Annotated in this window: 19 protein-coding genes; 7 read left to right on the top strand and 12 right to left on the bottom strand. The window is 62.5% G+C overall.

Annotated elements, in window-relative coordinates:
• Positions 1-29 precede the first annotated feature (29 nt).
• Positions 30-1,187, top strand: coding sequence for a rhamnan synthesis F family protein (locus ACXAF5_RS18795; protein WP_474947735.1), 1,158 nt, complete (start codon positions 30-32; stop codon positions 1,185-1,187).
• An 85-nt stretch (positions 1,188-1,272) separates the two neighbouring features.
• Here the strand turns inward: ACXAF5_RS18795 and ACXAF5_RS18800 are convergent, their stop codons facing one another.
• A complete protein-coding gene (locus ACXAF5_RS18800; RefSeq protein ID WP_239324517.1) occupies positions 1,273-1,923 on the bottom strand; it encodes a peroxiredoxin in 651 nt (216 codons plus the stop codon).
• 284 nt (positions 1,924-2,207) lie between these two features.
• Between ACXAF5_RS18800 and ACXAF5_RS18805 the strand changes: the two genes are divergently transcribed.
• Both ACXAF5_RS18805 and ACXAF5_RS18810 read left to right on the top strand, forming a co-directional pair.
• Positions 2,208-3,650 (top strand): aldehyde dehydrogenase family protein, encoded by a 1,443-nt coding sequence (locus tag ACXAF5_RS18805; protein ID WP_474947736.1) that lies wholly within the window; start codon positions 2,208-2,210, stop codon positions 3,648-3,650.
• A 214-nt stretch (positions 3,651-3,864) separates the two neighbouring features.
• Positions 3,865-4,575 carry a helix-turn-helix transcriptional regulator gene (locus ACXAF5_RS18810; RefSeq protein WP_474947737.1) on the top strand — a complete coding sequence of 237 codons (711 nt, stop codon included), beginning with the start codon at positions 3,865-3,867 and terminating at the stop codon, positions 4,573-4,575.
• Here the strand turns inward: ACXAF5_RS18810 and ACXAF5_RS18815 are convergent.
• The 10 genes from ACXAF5_RS18815 to ACXAF5_RS18860 form a co-directional block, all read right to left on the bottom strand.
• Positions 4,572-5,225, bottom strand: a complete 654-nt coding sequence (locus ACXAF5_RS18815; protein WP_239324523.1) for an RluA family pseudouridine synthase — start codon at positions 5,223-5,225, stop codon at positions 4,572-4,574. The two genes, ACXAF5_RS18810 and ACXAF5_RS18815, sit on opposite strands and share 4 nt — an antisense overlap.
• Before the next feature lie 95 nt (positions 5,226-5,320).
• Positions 5,321-5,776: a hypothetical protein gene (locus ACXAF5_RS18820; protein ID WP_239368082.1), complete on the bottom strand. Its 456-nt coding sequence runs from the start codon at positions 5,774-5,776 to the stop codon at positions 5,321-5,323.
• Between the two features lie 170 nt (positions 5,777-5,946).
• Positions 5,947-6,882 (bottom strand): EamA family transporter RarD, encoded by a 936-nt coding sequence (rarD, locus tag ACXAF5_RS18825; RefSeq protein ID WP_474947738.1) that lies wholly within the window; start codon positions 6,880-6,882, stop codon positions 5,947-5,949.
• Positions 6,883-7,008: 126 nt separating this feature from the next.
• Positions 7,009-9,462 carry a GcvT family protein gene (locus ACXAF5_RS18830; protein ID WP_474947739.1) on the bottom strand — a complete coding sequence of 818 codons (2,454 nt, stop codon included), beginning with the start codon at positions 9,460-9,462 and terminating at the stop codon, positions 7,009-7,011.
• A 79-nt stretch (positions 9,463-9,541) separates the two neighbouring features.
• Positions 9,542-11,986, bottom strand: coding sequence for a GcvT family protein (locus ACXAF5_RS18835; RefSeq protein WP_474947740.1), 2,445 nt, complete (start codon positions 11,984-11,986; stop codon positions 9,542-9,544).
• Between the two features lie 30 nt (positions 11,987-12,016).
• The gene (locus ACXAF5_RS18840) at positions 12,017-12,388 is read right to left on the bottom strand and encodes a GFA family protein (RefSeq protein ID WP_474947741.1); all 372 of its coding nucleotides are present in this window, start codon (positions 12,386-12,388) and stop codon (positions 12,017-12,019) included.
• A complete protein-coding gene (locus ACXAF5_RS18845; protein WP_474947742.1) occupies positions 12,385-13,014 on the bottom strand; it encodes a LysE family translocator in 630 nt (209 codons plus the stop codon). Before ACXAF5_RS18845 ends, ACXAF5_RS18840 begins: the two co-directional genes overlap by 4 nt.
• A gap of 75 nt (positions 13,015-13,089) precedes the next feature.
• A complete protein-coding gene (locus ACXAF5_RS18850) occupies positions 13,090-13,659 on the bottom strand; it encodes a helix-turn-helix domain-containing protein (protein WP_239324545.1) in 570 nt (189 codons plus the stop codon).
• A gap of 161 nt (positions 13,660-13,820) precedes the next feature.
• Positions 13,821-14,276 carry a GAF domain-containing protein gene (locus ACXAF5_RS18855; protein ID WP_474947743.1) on the bottom strand — a complete coding sequence of 152 codons (456 nt, stop codon included), beginning with the start codon at positions 14,274-14,276 and terminating at the stop codon, positions 13,821-13,823.
• An 87-nt stretch (positions 14,277-14,363) separates the two neighbouring features.
• Positions 14,364-15,536 (bottom strand): thiolase family protein, encoded by a 1,173-nt coding sequence (locus ACXAF5_RS18860; protein ID WP_474947744.1) that lies wholly within the window; start codon positions 15,534-15,536, stop codon positions 14,364-14,366.
• 96 nt (positions 15,537-15,632) lie between these two features.
• Between ACXAF5_RS18860 and ACXAF5_RS18865 the strand changes: the two genes are divergently transcribed.
• From ACXAF5_RS18865 to ACXAF5_RS18875, 3 genes are all read left to right on the top strand, one after another.
• Positions 15,633-15,977: an STAS domain-containing protein gene (locus ACXAF5_RS18865; RefSeq protein WP_239324551.1), complete on the top strand. Its 345-nt coding sequence runs from the start codon at positions 15,633-15,635 to the stop codon at positions 15,975-15,977.
• 33 nt (positions 15,978-16,010) lie between these two features.
• Complete coding sequence (locus ACXAF5_RS18870) at positions 16,011-16,451, top strand: ATP-binding protein (protein ID WP_239324553.1); 441 nt, start codon at positions 16,011-16,013, stop codon at positions 16,449-16,451.
• Between the two features lie 508 nt (positions 16,452-16,959).
• On the top strand, positions 16,960-18,537 hold the full coding sequence (locus tag ACXAF5_RS18875) for a gamma-glutamyltransferase family protein (RefSeq protein ID WP_474947745.1): 1,578 nt from the start codon (positions 16,960-16,962) through the stop codon (positions 18,535-18,537).
• A gap of 52 nt (positions 18,538-18,589) precedes the next feature.
• Here ACXAF5_RS18875 and hspQ read toward each other — a convergent pair whose 3' ends face one another.
• Positions 18,590-18,916 (bottom strand): heat shock protein HspQ, encoded by a 327-nt coding sequence (gene hspQ, locus ACXAF5_RS18880; RefSeq protein WP_239324556.1) that lies wholly within the window; start codon positions 18,914-18,916, stop codon positions 18,590-18,592.
• A gap of 230 nt (positions 18,917-19,146) precedes the next feature.
• Between hspQ and ACXAF5_RS18885 the strand changes: the two genes are divergently transcribed.
• A complete protein-coding gene (locus ACXAF5_RS18885) occupies positions 19,147-19,734 on the top strand; it encodes a transglycosylase SLT domain-containing protein (protein WP_239324557.1) in 588 nt (195 codons plus the stop codon).
• The last annotated feature ends 29 nt before the right edge of the window (positions 19,735-19,763 follow it).

A 19,763-nucleotide genomic window follows, 5' to 3' on the forward strand; every position in this document is an offset into this window, starting at 1 on the left:
ACATTGTTTCAAAGTCACAAGGTGTTTGAATGGCGCTGCCCCTCTGGAAGATCAAACGCGAGCTGACCCGTCCTTTTTTACAGCTCAAACGTTTGCCGCCGCGGCTGACGAGCCTTTTGTTTTCAAAAACCTACTATGATCGCGTTCTGGCCCCCCGCAAACAGGTGACTGAGGGCACGGCATCAACTACGGGGAAGGTCGCGATCTATCTGATCTTTCCCCAGACCGGGGTACTGGCATCGCATCTGGAAGCCTTGCGTTACCTTGCAGCCAATGGCTACGCGCCGGTCGTTGTGTCGAATCTACCGCTGAACGACGTGGACCGCAGCACGATCCATGAACACGCATGCCTGCTGATAGAGCGGCCGAACTACGGGTATGACTTCGGAGGGTATCGCGATGGCGTGCTGGAAATCGCCCAACGGTATGCAGACGTCGAACGACTGGTTCTCTTGAATGATTCTGCCTGGTTCCCTCTTCCGGGATCTACCAACTGGCTGCATGAGGCGGAACAGCTCGATCTGGACTACGTCGGCGCCGCAACCAACTATGGGCACGCCCGGGTGAATCCCGAAGAGTTTCGCACCCTGCGCTGGAGTTACTCCAGTGACCACCGAAACTTCCACTACTGCTCCTTCGCCCTGATGATCAGCGGCAAGCTGTTCTCGGACCCTTCCTTTCAGCGGTTCTGGCGCAGCTTCCCGCTCACCAACAACAAGACCGTGACGGTGCGTCGCGGCGAAATCGGCATGTCGCAATGGGTGATCCGCAATCAATTCACCCATGCCAGCACCCTGGACATCGAGGGTCTCGATCAGCACCTCTCGGCACTGCCCGATGATGAGCTGAGACATATCGCTGAACAGACCGTGATCCCGGAAATGCCGCAGATGCAGGACATTCTGGTAACGACGCTGGCGGGAACCCCAACCCGCGAAGACCTGATCGGCCTCATCCTGACCAGCATCGCACGCCAGGGGATCAGCTACACGCAGCCGCGACTGGTGCATCGTGACTTTGGCTTTGCCTTCCTGAAGAAGTCACCGATCTGGCTCGACGAAACAGCGTCGAATCTGACTTTGGCATTTGCCCGCGACCTGGATGGGCCCTTTGGTCAGGTGATCTGGGACGAGGCGCTGGATCTGCGCCGCACCCGCGCCAAAGCGTTTGCCCCCGTCGCAGACTAAGCGAACATAGAACGGGCCACGGCATACCCACCGTGGCCCATATTTTTCTTGCGATACCGAACCGCTGATGGTCGGTGCGCCCGCCTTACTCTGGCGCCTTGGTCTTGCGCAGGTAGGGGAAGATGGTCTCGAACTCACCGAACTTCGCCTTGGCGTCCTCATTGGACACGCTTGGCGGAATGATGACGTCCTCGCCCGGCACCCAGTTTGCGGGGGTCGCAACGCCTTTGCCGGACATCTGCAACCCGTCGAGCGCGCGCAGGATCTCGGCAAAGTTCCGCCCCACAGTCATCGGGTAGGTCATCGACAGCTTCAGTTGCTTGTCCGGACCAATGATGAACACAGAACGCACGGTGGCGCTGTCGGCCGGCGTGCGACCGTCGGGCAGGTAGGCCTCGGCGGGCAGCATGTCGAACGCCTTGGACACCGCCAGCCCCTCGTCAGCGATGATCGGGAACCCCGCTTCCGCCTTGCCGTAGGATTCGATGTCGCCCTTCCATTTGCGGTGATCCTCGGCGCTGTCGACAGAGACGCCGATCACCTTGGTGTTGCGGGCTTCCCATTCCTTGCCCAGTTGCGCCACGGCAGAGAATTCCGTGGTGCAGACCGGGGTGAAGTCCTTGGGGTGGGAGAAGAGAATCGCCCAGCTGTCGCCGATCCAGTCATGAAAGGTAATGGTGCCCTGATCGGTCTCGGCCGTGAAATTCGGCACCACGTCGTTAATGCGCAAACCCATTTGAGTGCTCCTTCTTGTGCAAGTCACGTGAATCGCTGGGTCAAACCTACTCCGTTTCCGCCCGTGTTAAAGCACATTGCCCATCCGCGGCGGAAATTGTCGCAGACCACCCTACCTGCCCGCCCCGGAGAAGCTTTGATCGAAAGGGCCGTGAGCAAGGCGCGGAATCGCGCGCGTCAGAATTTGATCAAAAATCCGACTTGTGGTGGGACACGGTCGCTGCCACACTGCCGGCAACGCGCCGGAAACCGGCCCGAGCCATCGTCTCGACAAGGGAGCAAACCATGCTTGAGAAACGCGAATTCTATATCAATGGTCAGTGGGTCTCTCCTGCGACCGCCAACGACTATGCCGTCATCGATCCGTCGACGGAGGAACCCTGCACGGTGATTTCTCTGGGCAGCCAATCGGATACCGATGCCGCCGTTGCCGCCGCCAAGGCCGCCCTGCCTGGTTGGATGGCCACCCCGCCATCCGAGCGTATCGCGCTGGTGGAGAAACTGATCGAGGTCTACAACACCCGCGCCGAGGATCTGGCGCAGGCCATGTCCACCGAGATGGGTGCCCCGATCGATCTGTCGCGCTCCAGCCAGGTGGGTGCAGGCACATGGCACCTGAACGGCTTTATCGAGGCGGCCAAGAATTTCCAGTTTGAACGCCCGCTTGGCGATCACGCCCCCAACGATCGCATCATCTACGAGGCGGTCGGCGTCGCGGCGCTGATCACCCCGTGGAACTGGCCGATGAACCAGATCACGCTCAAATTCGGGGCCGCCGCGATCGCGGGCTGTACCATGGTGCTGAAACCGTCTGAGCAAAGCCCGCTCAACGCGATGATCTTTGCCGAGATCGTGGATGAGGCCGGTTTCCCGCCCGGTGTGTTCAACCTCGTGAACGGCGATGGCGCGGGTGTCGGCACCCAGCTGTCCTCGCACCCGGATGTGGATATGGTGTCCTTCACCGGCTCGACCCGCGCCGGCACCGCGATCTCCAAGGCGGCAGCTGACACGCTGAAGAAGGTGCATCTGGAACTGGGCGGCAAAGGGGCGAACCTCGTGTTTGAGGACGCCGATGAAAAGGCGGTGAAGCGTGGCGTGCTGCACATGATGCAGAACACCGGCCAGAGCTGTAACGCGCCCTCCCGCATGCTGGTGCAAAAGGGCATCTACGACCGCGTGGTCGAAGAAGCTGCCGCAGTGGCCAGTAAGGTCGAAGTCGGCCCCGCATCCCAGGAAGGTCGCCATATCGGCCCCGTGGTCAATGAGCTGCAATGGACCAAGATCCAGGATCTGATCCAGAAGGGCATCGACGAGGGTGCCCGTCTGGTTGCCGGTGGCACCGGTCGCCCGGACGGTCTGAACAAGGGCTACTATGTGAAGCCGACGGTCTTTGCCGATGTGAACAATCAGATGACCATCGCGCGTGAAGAGATTTTTGGCCCGGTGATGACCATCATCCCGTTCGAAACCGAGGAAGAAGCGGTCGAGATCGCCAATGACACGCCCTATGGCCTGACCAACTACGTGCAGACACAGGACGGCGCGCGCGCCAACCGCATGGCGCGGGTTCTGCGCTCCGGCATGGTGGAGATGAACGGCAAATCCCGCAGCGCCGGTGCCCCCTTTGGCGGCATGAAGCAATCCGGCAATGGCCGCGAAGGTGGCGTCTGGGGGCTTGAGGACTTTCTCGAGGTGAAAGCCGTGGGCGGCTGGACCCCCGAAAGCTGATCCGGGCACCCCGCCTTAATACACACAGATGGACCGCCCCTGAACCGGGCGGTCCTTTTGTTTGATCCCGTTCCTGACAAGATCCGGGAGCAACGTCTTAAAACATTTACCGAAACTTGCGAGAATTCGCGCGGTATTCACGCTCTGCCCGGGCGTATTTTTCAGATCTGTTTTCAGACCCCGTGTTAGGCTGACCTCGCCCCGGAGGTGCGCAATGGACTTTTTGAACGCTTTGGGCCTGACCGGAGACTGCCCGACAGATCGCATTCCAGCCACTTTGGCAGGATCGTCAAAGCCGGTGGTGACGCGGATCGTCGCCTATCCCGACGCGCATCTGATCGCTGACAAGCTCAGCCGACTGGAGCGTTACTGCGCCAGTCCGCTGCGCCTGGAGGCAACACCTGTCGGTGGCAGCGGTCTGTCTCTGGCGCTGCATCCCGCGTCATCCCCGGCGGACCTTGAAACACGATGTGCAATCCTGCTTGGGCTGCTGCTGCGCGCCGGCTTTGACGGGGTGTCCTCCAGCGGGGCGGGCCTCACATGGCAGCAGGCGCCGGAGCCGGTCGGGCTTGATACCGGCGGATCTCCGCGGCTGTCAGACCACCTGCTGCGCCTGATCGCGGCCGACCCCGCCCGCGCCTGGCGGTTGCAGGATGCGGCGGCAGAGCTTGGCGTATCCAGCCGCAGCCTGCAACGCTACCTGTTGGCGGAGGGCAGTACGTTCTCGACCGCCCTGCGACAGGCCCGCACCAAATCCGCCGCCAGCCTTTTGCGCGCGTCACGGATCAGCCTTGCCGAGATCGGCTTTTGCTGCGGGTATGCCGATCAGGCGCATTTTCAACGCGAATTCCGCGCTGTTTCTGGCGCGACGCCCCGGCATTTCCGCGCCGGGGACGGGCAGATGCGCAAACCTGCGAGAGCCTAAAACGGGGCCTTCGCCCGAAACTTCTGCGACACCCCGCCCTCGGGATGCTTCAGCCGCAGCTCCTCGGAATGCAGCATCATGCGCGTATGCTCCAGCGCTGCCCCTGATGCGTAGAGCGGATCGCCGAGGATCGGATGACCCAGCGCAAGCATATGAACCCGCAACTGATGGGACCGGCCTGTCTTGGGGTGCAGCCGCACCCGGGTTTCATCCGCACCGTAGCTTATGACCTTCCAGTCGGTATGGGCAGGCTTGCCGGTTTCCGTGCAGACCTTTTGCAGCGGACGGTTGGGCCAATCCACGATCAACGGCAGATCAACGGTCCCCGAACGCGGCTCCAGCTTGCCGGTTAGACGGGCCACATAGGCTTTCTTCGTCATGCGCTTTTCGAATTGCAGCCCCAGATGCCGCTGCGCATGCGCGGTCATCGCAAAAACCATCACGCCGGAGGTATCCCGGTCGAGCCGATGCACCAGCAAGGCCTCGGGAAACACCGCCTGGATACGACTGATCAGACAGTCCGACAGATGCGCGCCCTTGCCTGGCACCGACAGCAACCCCGCAGGCTTGTTGACCACCAGGATCTGAGAATCATGGTGCAGGATCTCGAGCGGGTCGCTCGGCGGGCAATAGGCACTGGATACGGTCATGCGCGCTGCGTAGCGGCGTCGGGACCGCAACGCAAGCGTCCGCCGCAGGACCCGTCACGCACCACACCCGCGATCATCTGGGATATCGTGCCGGATCAGGTCGCCGCCGTCTCAGGTCTGCGCGGGGGACGTGGCGCATCCCAGACCGCGCCGCCTTCGGGGTTCAACACCCCCCACAGATAGACACCGCGGTTGTACCAGTTGACCACGATCTCCCGCTCGCCCTCAAAGATCACCACGCAATAGGATGTATCCGTGATGGTGCAGGAATCACGGTCGAGCAGCTGCGTGATGAAGGGTTCCGCAGTGTAGCTCTTGATATTAACCCATATGCGGTTGAGCTTGCTCGAAAAGAACATCGGGCCAAGGATGATCACCGCGCCGGCCAGCAGCAGGGCGGGGCCGGACAGGTTGCGAAACGGGTTCACGCCCGTGAGCTTGTCACCATAGGCGACAAACACCAGACGCCCGATCCCACCAACCAGAACAAAAACCGCAAGCAAGGACATGGATTGCGTCACCTGTTGCGTCATGCCCGTCACAGCGGACACGTCTACTCCTAAATCCAAAACGTCACCTTCGTAATATCTGAGAATCAAACTGAATCGTCGCCAGCCCGTGGCTGGTACGAGGAAGATTTGGCGAGGGTTTGAGGCCCCAAAATGGCAAAGACGAGACGAACAGATGACAACCGATGGCTGTCGTCGCGAGATGGCGTGCGTCAGGCTTCGCGTGCCGGTGCCGCCTCGGTCAGCGCCTTCCGCCCCTTGCGCCGCATCTCGCGCAGCAGCGATGTGGAATAGATCACCAGCGCGGCCCAGATCAGCGGGAAGGCCACCATGCGCGCACCGCCAAAGGGCTCTTTGAAGACAAAGACGGCGACCAGAAAAATCATCGTCGGGGCAATATATTGCAGGATCGCAATGGTCGAGAGTTTCAGCAGCTTGGCGCCATTGGCATAAATGATCAGCGGCACCGCCGTGACCACGCCGCAGCCCAGCAGCAGCAGCGTATCATGGCGCAGGGCGGCAAAATGGCTCTGTCCGGTGGCGGTGAGATAACCGATATAGCCGAGCGCCGGAATGGTGAGGATCAGCACCTCCAGCAGGAAGCCCTGATTGGGGCCGATGGGCAGGGACTTCTTGAAGAACGCGTAGAACCCCCAGGACACGGTCAGACCCAGCGCGGCCAGCGGCAGCCGCCCCGTTTCCACGGTCAGGATGATCACCGCAAGCGTCGCAAGGCCAACCGCCACCATCTGGGCACGCGTCAGCCGCTCGCCCAGCAACAAGGCGCCCAGCGCGATCGAGAACAGCGGATTGATGTAGTAGCCCAGCGCCGCCTCCAGCGCGTAGCCGGAGCCGACGGACCAGACGTAGATCCCCCAGTTCACCGAGACGAACGCCGCTGTCACACAGCCCATCGCCAGCACGCGCGGATTGCACAGCGCAGCCTTGAGGTCATTCATCCGCCCCAGCAACAGCAGCAGAACGGCGGCGATGGGGACCGACCAGATCACCCTGTGTGCCACCACTTCTGTCGGCGGGATATGGGCCAGCATTTTCATGTAGAGCGGCAGGAACCCCCACATGAAATAGGCTGTCAGTGCAAAGGCGAGGCCCTGAGGCGTGTCCTCGTTTGTCGCTGTGCTGCTCATGACCGGACCTCCCCGTCCTGCGAATCATATGCCCGGCTGAAACACGCCAACGCCTTCATACACAAAAGAAAACCGCAGCGCCGCTGATCCATCGGGCGCTGCGGTCCAATCTGGCTAGCAGATCGATCAGATCTTTACACGATCCGATTTGGGATCATACATCGGCCGGAGCGATGCCTCGGCGCGCACCCGGGTGCCGCATACGTCGATCTCGTAGGTCGACGCCAGAACCTGCGCCGCGGTTTCCCCCGCGCAAGGGACATATCCCAGGCCGATGGCGCCGCCGAGGGTGTGACCGTAGTTCCCAGACGACAGGTAGCCCACATACTCGCCATCGCGCAGGATCGGCTCGTTGTGAAACAGCAACGGCTCCGGGTCGGTGAGGCGGAATTGCACAAGACGTGTTTGAGGGCCGATCTCCTTGCGCTGTGCCACCGCAGCACGGCCGATGAAGTCGCAGCCCTTGTCGAGCTTGACCGCAAACCCCAGCCCGGCATCCACCACATGATCCTCGCAGGTGATGTCATGGCCGAAATGGCGAAAGCCTTTCTCGATCCGGCAGCTGTCCATCATGTGCATGCCGCAGAGCTTGAGATCCATCTCCTGCCCGGCCTGCCACAGGGTTTCGAACACATGACCCGCCATGTCGGTGGGCACATAGATTTCCCACCCCAGCTCGCCCACATAGGTGACGCGGTGAACGCGCGCCAGCCCCATGCCGATCTCGATCTCCTGCGCGGTGCCAAAGGGGTTCACGGTGTTGGAAAAATCATTGGGCGAGACCTTCTGCAACAGGGAGCGCGCGTTTGGTCCCATCACCGCCAGCACGCCTTCGCCCGCCGTCACATCGGTGATGACCACGTTGAAGTCCCCCTTGTGGCGCGCCATCCAGGTCTGATCGGCGAGCCGCGTGGCCGCCGGTGTCACCACGAGGTAGGCTGTTTCCGACAGCCGGGTGACGGTCACGTCGGCCTCGATCCCGCCCCTGCGGTTGAGGAACTGGGTATAGACGATCTTGCCCACCGGCACGGCATAATCACCGCCGCCGATGTGGTTCAGGAACGCCTCAGCCTCCGGCCCTTCGACGCGGATCTTGCCGAAGGAGGACATGTCGTACATGCCGACATTCTCGCGCACAGCACGATGTTCCGCGGCGGAGTTTTCAAACCAGTTCTGGCGTTTCCAGCTGTATTCATAGTCTTTGTTCTGGTCCGGCTGCGCAAACCAGTTGGCGCGCTCCCAGCCGGCCAGTTCGCCGAAGACGGCGCCCTGATCCTTCAGATGGTGATGGAAGGGCGTTCGACGCACCCCGCGTGCCGTTGCCTTCTGCCGGTAGGGGAAGTGATCCGCATACAGCAGGCCAAGCGTTTCTCTGGAGCGTTCAAACAGATAGTGTCGGTTGCCCTGAAAGGGCTGCATACGCGCGATGTCGACATCGCCGAGGTCAAAGGGTTTCTCGCCCTCCTCCATCCACTGCGCCAGCGCCATGCCCGCGCCGCCTGCGGATTGAATACCGATTGAATTGAACCCCGCCGCGACCCAGACATTGTCCATCTCCGGCGCCAGACCCAGGTGATAGGCATCATCCGGGGTGAAGCTCTCCGGCCCGTTAAAGAACGTATGTATCCCGGCCTCGGCCAGCATCGGCATCCGGTTCACCGCGGCCTCCAGGATCGGCTCAAAGTGATCGAAATCCTCCGGCAGCTGATCAAATTCGAAACTGTCGGGGATGCCCGCCATGCCCCAGGGTTTTGCATTCGGCTCAAACGCGCCAAGCAGGATCTTGCCCGCGTCCTCCTTGTAGTAGGCGCATTCGTCCGGCACCCGCAGCACCGGCAGTTGGGTGAGGTCGGGGATGTTCTCGGTGACGATATAGAAATGTTCGCAGGCATGCAGCGGGACGTTGACACCGGCCATGCGCCCCACCTCTCGGCCCCACATGCCGGCGCAGTTGACGATCATGTCGCAGGCGATGTGCCCCTGATCCGCGCCGTCATCAGAACACCAGTCGACACCGGTGACACGACGCCCGTCGCGACGGATGCCGCTGACCTTCACACGTTCCTTGATCAGCGCGCCCTGTTGCCGTGCCCCCTTTGCCAGCGCCAGCGCGATATTGGCCGGATCCCCCTGCCCGTCCCGCGGCAGCCAGACACCTGCGGTGACGTCCTCGATATTGAGGTGATCGTAGCGGGCCTTGACCTCCTGGGGCGAGATCTCCTCGACCTCCACCCCGAAGGCGCGTGCCATGGCGGCCTGGCGAAAGATTTCTTCGCGGCGCTCCTCGGTCAGAGCCACGGTGATCGAACCGCAGCGCTTGAACCCGGTGGCAACGCCGGTTTCCGCCTCCAGCGCGCCATAGAGTTCCTGACTGTATTTCGCCAGCTTGGTCATATTCGCGGTGGCGCGCAGCTGCGCGATGAGGCCCGCCGCGTGCCAGGTGGTCCCGGAGGTGAGCTGCTTGCGTTCCAGAAGCACCACATCCTTCCAGCCGAGTTTGGTCAGGTGATAGGCGACGGAACAGCCCACGACGCCACCGCCGATGATGACGACACGGGCCTGTTCGGGAAGATCTGCCATGGGGAGGCTCCTTTCATGCAGGCGGTTCGCCGGGGGTGCTGCCCCCGGACCCCCGGGATATTTGAGAGAAGATGAAGGTTCAGGCGCGCAGGCGCAGGTTGTCCGGGTCCCAGAGCGGTTGATCGGGCTGCACCACGGCGCGGTGTTTGCTGCCGTAGATTTCCACCTCGAGTTCGGTGCCCGGGGACGCAAGATCCGCCCGGACCATGCCCAGCGCGATCGAGGCGCCGACCCGGTAGCCCCAGTCGCCCGACGTGGTTTCACCGACAATCTCGTCTCCCTTCCAGAGGCAGGACATATAGGGCGCGTCCGCCTCAGCCGCGTCGACCAGAAGGGTCACAAAGCGTTTCTTTGGCCCTTCTTTCTGCTCGGCCAGGAGCGCCGCCTTGCCCGGGAAATCCTGCACTTTGTCGAGCCTCACAAACCGGTCCAACCCGCCTTCAAACAGGCTGTAGTCGGTGGACAGGTCTCCCTTCCACGCGCGATAGCCCTTTTCGATGCGCAAACTGTTCAGCGCATACATGCCGAAGGGCTTAGCACCCGCCTCCCGGATCGCGGCGTAGATCACGGGCATGTGGTCGTTCAGCGCGTGCACCTCCCAGCCGAGTTCACCGGCGAAGGACACGCGCACGAGATGGGCAGGCTGTCCGGCCACGGTGGCCGCCTGATGGCTGAGCCATCCGCGCGTGAGGTCGGCATCCGTCAGCGGGCCGAGGATCTCGCGCGATTTTGGCCCGGTGACGATCAGCGTGTCGCGCGTGGTGGTGACATCCTCCAGCCGGATCCCCTCCGGCAGGGCCGCGCGCAGGAGATCACGGTCGTGCCATTGGGCGCTGGCGGCGGTGATCAGGGTAAAGGCGTCTTCGTCGTGGCGCAGGCAGGACATCTCTGTCAGGATGCGGCCACGCGGATCAGCGACATAGACAAGGTTCATCCGCCCCACCTTGGGCAGGGCACCGGTGATGAGGCCGCGCAACGCCTCTGCCGCGCCGTCGCCGGAGATCGCAAACCGCGAAAACCCCGGCAGATCCAGCACGCCGCAGTGATCGCGCACCGCCTCGCATTCCTCCCGGATGCGTTGCTGCCAGGGACCGGAGCGTTCCCAGGTGTGGGTCGCCTCTGGCGCGGTGTCATCGCCCGGCTGCGCGAACCAGTTGGCGCGCTCCCAGCCATTGTAGACCCCCATCTGGCCGCCTTGCGCAAGAACCTGATCATGCACCGGCGAGCGTTTCTTGTTGCGCCCGGCGGGCCATTCGTGACGGGGGAAATGCATGGCGTATTCGTTGCCATAGACCTCCATGCCCTTTTGCACGCAATAGTCGTGATCGGTGTAGTCGGTGAACCGGCGCGGGTCGCAGGACCACATGTCCCATTCGGTCTGCCCGTCGACGATCCATTCCGCCAGCACCTTGCCCGCGCCGCCGCCCTGGGCGATGCCGAAGGTAAAGACGCAGGCCTCGAAGGCATTCTTGACGCCGGGCATGGGGCCGAGCAGCGGCAGGCCATCGGGGGCGTAGGGGATCGGGCCATTGATCACCCGCGAGACACCGGACCGGGCCATCAGCGGCACCCGCGCCATTGCGTCGGTGACGATATCCTCGATCCGGTCAAGGTCATCGGACCAGAGCTGGAAAGAGAAATCCTCCGGCATCGGATCATCCGATGTGTCCCAATGGGCGCGGCAGTTCGGCTCGTAGGGGCCGAGGTTGTAGCCGTGTTTTTCCTGGCGCAGGTAGTAGGAGACATCGACGTCGCGCAAGAGCGGCAGCTTCTTGCCGGTGGCCTTGGTGTGGGCCTCGATCTCGGGGATTTCCTCGGTCAGCAGATACTGGTGGCTCATCACCATCATCGGCACGGTGCGACCGCCGTAGGGTTTGAACCACTCACCGACCCGTTGCGCATAATAGCCGGCGGCATTCACCACATGGTCGCAGGCGATGTCGCCCTTGTCGGTATGCACGATCCAGCCGTCGCCGGTCTGGGTGACACCGGTGGCGGGGCAGAATCGGATGATCCGCTGCCCCATGTCGCGCGCGCCCTTGGCCAGTGCCTGGGTCACCTGTGCCGGGTCGATGTCGCCGTCGTTGGGATCATACAGCGCTCCGGCCAGATCATGCGTCTCTATAAAGGGATAAAGCGCCTTCACCTCTTCCGGTGTCAGGATCTTGATATCCATCCCCTGATAGCGCCCCATGGCGGCGGCGCGTTCGAACTCCTGCATGCGCTCCTTGGAATGCGCCAGCCGGATCGACCCGGTCTGGTGGTAGTTCATCGGATAGTCGACCTCTGCGCCGAGGCGGGTATAAAGCTCGGTCGAGTAGCGCTGCATGTTCATGATCGACCACGATGTCGAAAACGTCGGCACATTGCCTGCCGCGTGCCAGGTGGAGCCGGCGGTCAGCTCGTTCTTTTCCAGAAGAACGCAGTCGGTCCAGCCCTTCTTGGCCAGATGATACAGCGCGGAGCAGCCGACAACGCCGCCTCCGATGATGACGACGCGGGCCTGTGTGGGAAAATCAGACATGGTCGGCTCCTTCTTGCAGGGGGTGGCAGGTCAGGCGTTTTGCGGCAGGCCGTCGGCGATCTCGTAATAGTCGCCCTTGTCGGCCACGAAGATGTGCTTTTCGAGGGTGATCCCAGTGGGGGCGGCAACCGCACCGAGGGCAAAACTGGTGGTGTCTTCCTCCAGCGCCTTCCAGAACAGGAAGGAGCCGCATGTGGCGCAGAACCCGCGCTTGGCACCGGGGCTGGAGGCAAACCAGGTGACATCGCCGGTGATGGTCAGATCCGTGTCCGTCACATAGGCCGAGGACCAGATGCCGCCGGACTGGCGCCGGCATTGGCCGCAGTGGCACATCGACGGCCCCCGTGGGGCCGCCTCGGTTTCAAACTGGATATTGCCGCACAGGCAGTGTCCCTTGATCATGATGCTGTCTCCAGATTTGGGGTGCTGCTGGCGCCCAGAAGGACGCCATAGACAATGAAACAGATCGCCAGCAGGCGGCGGATCCAGACGTTGAAGACCGCTGCCAGCGCCGCACGCCCCATGCCGACGCCCAGCAATGTGAAGCCGGTGTAGCTGAGCGTTGTCAGCGTCAGCGCGGTTGGCACGAAGACGGCCATCTGCGACCAGATCGGCACATCGGGCTGCACGAACTGCGAGAAGGCGGCGAGGTAGCCCGCGACGCTCTTGGGGTTGATCGTCGCCACCGCCAGCGCATGCAGGTAGACATGCCGCGCCGGACGTTCGGCCACCGGCACCGGGTTCGTCGAATTGCGCCAGCCGCGGACACCCTGAAAGATCAGAAAACCCGCGCCGGCCAGCTTTGCGATGAAAAACCCGGTGGGCGAGGCCGCAATCAACGCCGTGATCCCAAGCGCGGACAGCAGCAGGAACGCAGTCGCCTGGGTCAGGATGCCCAGCACCCCCAGCATCGCCTTGCCGAACCCCAGGCTCATGCCGTTGGAGATGCAATTGACCGCATTCGGCCCCGGCGTGGTGACAAAAGCGGCCCAGAACAGGGCAAAGACGATCCAGGCATCAAAGCTCATGCGCAGCCCCCAGCGTGATGACAAACGCCCCTCGCGCGGCGCGCGGCAAAGGGTGGAGGACCGCAGCCAGTCGCATCAATACACCGGCGGCGCGATGACCCAGATGACGACACAGGGCACGTCATAGGGGTTCGACCACTGAAAGGGCTCGTGGCGGATACGGAAACTGTCGCCGGGGCCGACGGTGAAATGCCGGGTCCCGATCTGCAGATCGAGGTGGCCGGAGATCACATAGGCCACCTCTTGTGTCGGGCGATGGGCCGGCGCCTGCATGCGCGCGTGCGGGGCAAAGGTGGAATGCACCATCTCGAAGTCGTCAGTCAGATCGGGTGAGAGCAGTTCCTCGATCAGCCCTTCCTCGCCGGAGCCCATGGGCCGCCGGGCCCCCGCACGCACAATATAGCCCTGCTCCGCCACCGGGGCGGAGGCATGGGCAAACAGCATCGACATCGGCACATCCAGGCATTTTGCAATCTGCCGCAGGTCGGAGATCGACGGCTCCGACTTATCCCGCTCCACCTGGCTGAGCCATCCCACCGAGCGCCCCATGCGGGCCGAAAGATCCGCAAGCGTGATCCCCCGCGCCCGCCGCAGCGCGCGCAGATCAGCGCCAAGCGTGGTGAGAGCGGGCGTGTGGTCGTTCAAATGCGCCTCCAGCGGGGTTGTGAAATTTACATCTCAATTTTCACCATGCCCGATTCTCGTGAAATTCCAAAGCGAAATTTCACGGGCACTGTCAGGACAAAAAAAACCGGCGCACGCTGCGCCGGTTGTCTACAGTTTAGATCGTTGGATCGGCCGCAGGCTCAGAGCGTGCCAAAGACCTGCGCAAGCAGCGCCTGGAGATGCTCGGCATCTTCGGCGGTGAAGGCCGCGGGCCGGTCGCTATCGATATCAAGCACGGCGATCACCTCGCCTTTGCCGTTGCGCACCGGCAGCACGATCTCTGATCGGGTGGAGGAGGAGCAGGCGATATGGCCGGGGAAGGCCTCGACGTCCTCGACCAGTTGCACCTCGCCGGTGCGTGCGGCCGCCCCGCAGACTCCGCGCGAGAACGGAATGACCAGGCATCCGTGACCGCCCTGATAGGGGCCGATCTTGAGCACCTCGGGTTCGGTCACCCGATAAAATCCCGTCCAGTCGAAGCGCGCATCGGCATGATGCAGCTCACACGCCACTGTCGCCATCAACGCAACCGCGTCGGTTTCGCCCTCGGTCAATGCCGCCACCGTCTTGGCCAGCTCGGAATAGTTCACCCGCATTGGAGTTTTGCCTTTTCTGAATATGAAGAGGAGGGTCACCCCTCCTCAATTCTGTCCCATCTCGGGGACAGCGCGCGTCGCCCGGGGTCAGACCCGCTCGATGGCGATCGCCGTGCCCTCACCGCCGCCAATGCAGATTGCCGCAACGCCGCGCTGCAACCCGCGGGTCTCAAGCGCGTGCAGCAGAGTCACGATAATACGTGCACCCGACGCGCCGATCGGATGCCCCAGGGCACAGGCGCCACCGTTCACGTTCACCTTCTCACGCGACAGGCCCATCTCCCGCATGAAGGCCATGGGAACCACCGCAAAGGCTTCGTTCACCTCCCACAGGTCCACGTCTTCCACATCCCAACCGATCCGGGTCAGCAGCTTGCGCGCGGCAGGAACCGGCGCGGTGGTGAACCATCCCGGCGCCTGGGCGTGGCTGGCGTGCCCCAGAATATGCGCCTTGACCTGCAACCCGCGCGCCGCCGCCGCATCCTCAGACGCCAGCACCAGCGCCGCAGCGCCGTCCGAGATCGAAGAGGCATTCGCCGCCGTCACGGTGCCGTTTTCGCGGAACGCCGGTTTCAGCGTCGGGATCTTGTCGGGACGCGCCGATTTCGGCTGCTCGTCAGAGTCGGTCACCACCTCACCTTTGCGTGTTTTCACAAGCACTTCGGTGATTTCATTGGCAAATGCGCCACTGTCCTGCGCGGCCAGCGCATTGGACAGCGACCCCAGCGCAAACTCATCCTGCTCCTCGCGGCTGAACTGGTAGAACTCCGCGCAGTCCTCCGCAAAGGTCCCCATCAGGCGCCCCTTGTCATAGGCATCTTCCAGCCCGTCGAGGAACATGTGGTCGATGACCTGACCATGCCCGATCCGGGCGCCCGCGCGCATCTTCGGCAGCAAGTAGGGCGCATTGGTCATGCTCTCCATGCCGCCGGCGACCATCACATCCGCCCCGCCGAGCGCCAGCCGGTCGAACGCCATCATCGCCGCCTTCATGCCGGAGCCACACATCTTGTTCAGCGTGGTGGCGGGGACTTCCTCGCTCAGCCCCGCGGCGAACCCGGCCTGACGCGCCGGCGCCTGTCCCTGCCCGGCGGGCAGCACACAGCCCATCAGCACCTCATCCACCGCGGTCGCACCCGCGCGCTGCAACGCGGCCTTGATCGCCGCGCCGCCCAGCTCGGCTGCGGTTACACCTTCATACATCCCTTGGAAACCGCCCATCGGTGTCCGGGCCGCGCCTGCGATCGCAATTCTGGCCATTCTTTCGACTCCTTCAATTTTCTAAACTATCCATACTGAATGATAACATTTAAGGTCTAGGGTGAGTTCCAAGTAAGACGAGCCGAGGAACATGAAATGAGCCTGACGAGCACCGAAGCGGACGGCGCACAAGTGGTTACCGTAAACGCCCAGCGCATTGATGCGGCCATGGCTATCCAGTTCAAGGAAGACATGCGCACGGAAACCGAAGCCGGTCCAAAGCGCGTGATCCTTGACCTGTCCAGGGTCGATTTCATCGACTCCAGTGGTCTGGGCGCGATTGTCGCCGCGATGAAGCAACTTGGCAAGGAGCGCAAGCTGGACCTCGCCGGGCTGACCCCGATGGTGGACAAGGTCTTTCGCCTGACCCGAATGGACACGGTCTTTAATCTCTATGATACGCTCCAGGATGCTCTGGACCCCGAACACGTTGAAAATTGACGCAGCCCAACCCGCCTGTGGAGCCTGAACTTCATGGTTGATTCCTTCGCCTGCTCCTTCAGGGCGACCGAACTGGATGCCCGTCGGGGGATCGTCTCGGTGGTCGAGCGCCTGAAGGAAATGGGTATTCCGAATACCCGGGTCGACGAGGTACAGATCGCCCTCGCCGAGGCGGTAAATAATGTGGTGGAGCATGCCTATGCAGAAACCGCCACCGGCGATGTGCTGATCAGGTGCAATCTGCACCCCGACCGGCTCTGGGTCGAGATTCGCGATGCCGGCGCGCCCTTTCCAGCCTCCAAGCTGCCGGAGGGGCGGGCCGTCGACGTCAACACCGATACGCCGCTGGAAGATCTGCCCGAAGGAGGATTCGGCTGGTTTCTGATCCGCGAATTGACGAGCGACATCCAGTATCAGCGCAACATGGACAACAACCAGCTGTCCTTGTGCTTTGAAATTCAGCTCACCAACTGACGTTGCCCCGCGCCGCATCACCGGTCTGCGCGCGGATCAGCAAAGTGACGCGAATTTAGCTCAGATGCCCGACAACTCTGCCGCCGCTTCACAAATCTGCCGCAATCCGGACCCACGAGCGCCCGAAAGGTAAGCAACAAATCAACGTGTAGCTGAACCAAAGCTTCCCCCGGCGCTGTGTGTTTCTGCCCCCACCAAGTGCATGGCGCCGGGGTGTCTTTGCCGGTGCTGGCCACCGGCGTTTGTTTTGCTCTCCTGCCTCCTTGCGCGTTCCTCCGGTCCTGCACCGCCAGACGAGATGTTGCGACCGGCGCACTGCCATGGTCGGACTCTGCCCGCATCGCCCACTGGACAAAGCCCCCGCGTGTGTCGGTGCACGCCTCAGCCAGAGTTCCGAGGGCTGCATTTGCGGTTTTCATTGCGCTTGCTCCTGAAATCTCGTGGATTTTACGCCGGCGATATAGGATGAATGACCCTGCCACCCGGGGCCAAAAAGAGGAGGAACCGCATGCGTGATTTCCATCAACCGGGCCGCTCTGCGGTCTTTGCGCAGAACGGCATCTGTGCCACGTCGCACCCGCTGGCGGCACAGGTCGCCATCGACATTCTGAAACGCGGCGGCAACGCGATGGATGCGGCGATCGCCGGGGCGGTTCTTCTGGGCATCTGTGAACCGATGATGACCGGGATCGGCGGCGATTGCTTTGCTCTGTACACCCGCGCCGGCGAAGACACCGTCCGGGCCCTGAACGGATCCGGCCGCGCCGCCCGGGCCGCGCAGGCCGAAGCGCTGCGCGCGCGGGGGCTGCAAACAGTGCCTTTGCACTCGGTCGACGCGGTCACGATACCCGGCGCCATCGATGCGTTCTGCCATCTCTCTGCAAACGAAGGAAAACTTGACCTCGGCACGGTACTGGCCCCCGCCATTCACTACGCCGAAGAAGGCGTCCCGGTCGCGCCGCGGGTTGCCTTTGACTGGGGCAACAACGCCGGCACGCTCCAGGGGGCGGCGCGCGACAGCTATCTTCTGAACGGACGCGCCCCACAGGTCGCCGAGATGTTTCGCGCCCCGGGCCAGGCCGAGGTGCTGCGGCGGATCGCGCGCGACGGGCGCGATGCCTTTTACAGCGGTGAGGTCGCCGAGGATATGGTCGCTGCCCTGTCCCAGCTGGGCGGCGTGCAAACGGTCGAGGATTTTGCCGCGACACGCTCTACCGTGGCCGCGCCGATTTCAGGTCACTACAAGGATGTGGAGCTGTGGGAGCATCCCCCCAACGGCCAGGGCGCGACGGCGATCCTGATGCTTAATATCCTGAAGCATTTTGACATCGCCGCGCTTGATCCCTTTGGCGCTCAACGCGCGCATATCGAGGCCGAAGCCGCCAAGCTGGCCTATGATGCGCGCAACCGGTTCATCACCGACCCGGATCACATGTCCCGGCTCGACCACATGCTGGCGCCGGAGACAGCCGCCAGCCTTGCCGCATTGATCGACCCCAAGCGCGCAATGACGGCCCCGCAGGACATCAGCGAAGCGGTGCACAAGGATACGGTCTATATCACCGTGGTCGACAAGGACCGCATGAGCGTCTCGCTGATCTACTCGCTCTTCCACGGCTTCGGCTCTGGCATCGCGTCCGAGAAATTCGGCATCCTGATGCAGAACCGCGGGGCCGGATTCTGCCTTGACCCCGGCCACCCCAACGAGCTCGCGGGCGGCAAGCGCCCGATGCACACCATCATCCCCGCCATGCTGGCAGAACAGGGGCGTGTCACCATGCCGTTTGGCGTCATGGGGGGCGCGTATCAGCCAAACGGGCATGCGCGGTTTGTCTCCAACCTGCGCGATTTTGGCATGGACCCGCAGGCGGCGATCGACGCGCCGCGCGCATTCTCGGATGCGGGCGTGCTCAAGGTCGAACGCGGCTATCGCGACGCGGTGCGCTCCGAGCTGTCAGAGATGGGCCACACGGTCGAGGTTCCGGACACACCGATCGGCGGCGCCCAGGCGATCCGCCTTCACGACAACGGCGTGCTGGAAGGCGCAAGCGATCCGCGCAAGGACGGTTGCGCGCTCGGCTACTGACATCGGCCACCGATGCCGGGTCGGGCCTGGCATCGGGACGCCGCCGCACCCGCTAGTTCAGTTGATACTGTAGCTGATAGTTGCCATCGTCAAAGCCGGTGAACATCTCGTAGACATCCGGATGGCTCACCGGCTCGCCAGAATAGTCCGCAATCAGGTTCTGCTCTGAGACATACGCAACATAGTAGGTCTGATCGTTTTCAGCGAGCAGGTGGTAATAGGGCTGTTCCTTGGCGGGACGGCTTTCTTCGGGGATTGCTTCATACCATTCCTCGGTATTTGCAAACTCCGGATCCACATCAAAGACCACGCCCCGAAACGGGTGCTTGCGGTGACGAACGACCTGGCCAAGATTATATTTTGCGCGTGTTTTCAGCATGTTTCCGGCCCTCTTCTCACACTGTACTAGCGTTTTCTTCCCCCTGTTGTCCAACCTCGGTGGCGAGGTTTTGCAGAAACAATCTGTCAGAGCGGTCTTTACAGTCGGTCAACCTGATCGTTTCAAACAAACTTTTAGTGATCGGCGGCAGCCCCCCGGCCCTGTCAATAGGGATTTCTTCTGCCCCCGCAATTGGCTAAACTGCAAAAAAAACCAAATAGGCAGAGGCAATGAGCAGAATCATAAGTGCCCTGGCGCTCCTGTTGGCTTTGGCCGCCTGTGGTGGTGGGTATAATTCCCCGCCGCGCAATCTGGACAATGCCTGCAGCATCATCACCGAGCGTCCCAAATATCTTCGCGCCTTCCGCGCCGCAGAGCGCCGGTGGGGGGTTCCCGTGCATGTGCAGATGGCGACGATCCATCAGGAAAGCCGCTTTGACGGCAAGGCCCGCACACCGCACAAATATGTGCTCGGCATCATCCCGATGGGACGGATCTCCAGTGCCTATGGCTATGGCCAGGCGCTCGACGGGACCTGGGACGACTACAAGGACGACACCGGCCGCCGCTTTGCCCGGCGGGATCGGATCGACGACGCGACCGATTTCATGGGCTGGTACATGGCGCGCAGCTACCAGCGCAACGGCATCCCGCTGACCGACGCCCGCAACCAGTATCTGGCCTATCACGAAGGCCACACCGGATATGCCCGCGGCAGCTATCGCAGCAAGAGCTGGCTGTTGAGAGTGGCCAACAAGGTGGAAGCGCGCTCCAACGCCTATCAGGTCCAGTTGAGCGGCTGCCGCAAGTTTCGCTAGAACACCTGCCCCGCGCATAGGCCCGCGCG

The organism is Epibacterium sp. ABV4_022 (genome assembly GCF_056159345.1).

Bases quoted from the DNA above. Each gene is read 5' to 3' on its own strand.
- ACXAF5_RS18885 (WP_239324557.1), top strand. From the start codon at position 19,147: ATGAGCAGAATCATAAGTGCCCTGGCGCTCCTGTTGGCTTTGGCCGCC.
- ACXAF5_RS18860 (WP_474947744.1), bottom strand. From the start codon at position 15,536: ATGGCCAGAATTGCGATCGCAGGCGCGGCCCGGACACCGATGGGCGGT.
- ACXAF5_RS18845 (WP_474947742.1), bottom strand. From the start codon at position 13,014: ATGAGCTTTGATGCCTGGATCGTCTTTGCCCTGTTCTGGGCCGCTTTT.
- rarD (WP_474947738.1), bottom strand. From the start codon at position 6,882: ATGAGCAGCACAGCGACAAACGAGGACACGCCTCAGGGCCTCGCCTTT.
- ACXAF5_RS18865 (WP_239324551.1), top strand. From the start codon at position 15,633: ATGAGCCTGACGAGCACCGAAGCGGACGGCGCACAAGTGGTTACCGTA.
- ACXAF5_RS18855 (WP_474947743.1), bottom strand. From the start codon at position 14,276: ATGCGGGTGAACTATTCCGAGCTGGCCAAGACGGTGGCGGCATTGACC.
- ACXAF5_RS18870 (WP_239324553.1), top strand. From the start codon at position 16,011: ATGGTTGATTCCTTCGCCTGCTCCTTCAGGGCGACCGAACTGGATGCC.
- ACXAF5_RS18815 (WP_239324523.1), bottom strand. From the start codon at position 5,225: ATGACCGTATCCAGTGCCTATTGCCCGCCGAGCGACCCGCTCGAGATC.
- ACXAF5_RS18840 (WP_474947741.1), bottom strand. From the start codon at position 12,388: ATGATCAAGGGACACTGCCTGTGCGGCAATATCCAGTTTGAAACCGAG.
- ACXAF5_RS18830 (WP_474947739.1), bottom strand. From the start codon at position 9,462: ATGGCAGATCTTCCCGAACAGGCCCGTGTCGTCATCATCGGCGGTGGC.
- ACXAF5_RS18805 (WP_474947736.1), top strand. From the start codon at position 2,208: ATGCTTGAGAAACGCGAATTCTATATCAATGGTCAGTGGGTCTCTCCT.
- ACXAF5_RS18810 (WP_474947737.1), top strand. From the start codon at position 3,865: ATGGACTTTTTGAACGCTTTGGGCCTGACCGGAGACTGCCCGACAGAT.
- ACXAF5_RS18800 (WP_239324517.1), bottom strand. From the start codon at position 1,923: ATGGGTTTGCGCATTAACGACGTGGTGCCGAATTTCACGGCCGAGACC.
- ACXAF5_RS18795 (WP_474947735.1), top strand. From the start codon at position 30: ATGGCGCTGCCCCTCTGGAAGATCAAACGCGAGCTGACCCGTCCTTTT.
- ACXAF5_RS18835 (WP_474947740.1), bottom strand. From the start codon at position 11,986: ATGTCTGATTTTCCCACACAGGCCCGCGTCGTCATCATCGGAGGCGGC.
- ACXAF5_RS18875 (WP_474947745.1), top strand. From the start codon at position 16,960: ATGCGTGATTTCCATCAACCGGGCCGCTCTGCGGTCTTTGCGCAGAAC.
- hspQ (WP_239324556.1), bottom strand. From the start codon at position 18,916: ATGCTGAAAACACGCGCAAAATATAATCTTGGCCAGGTCGTTCGTCAC.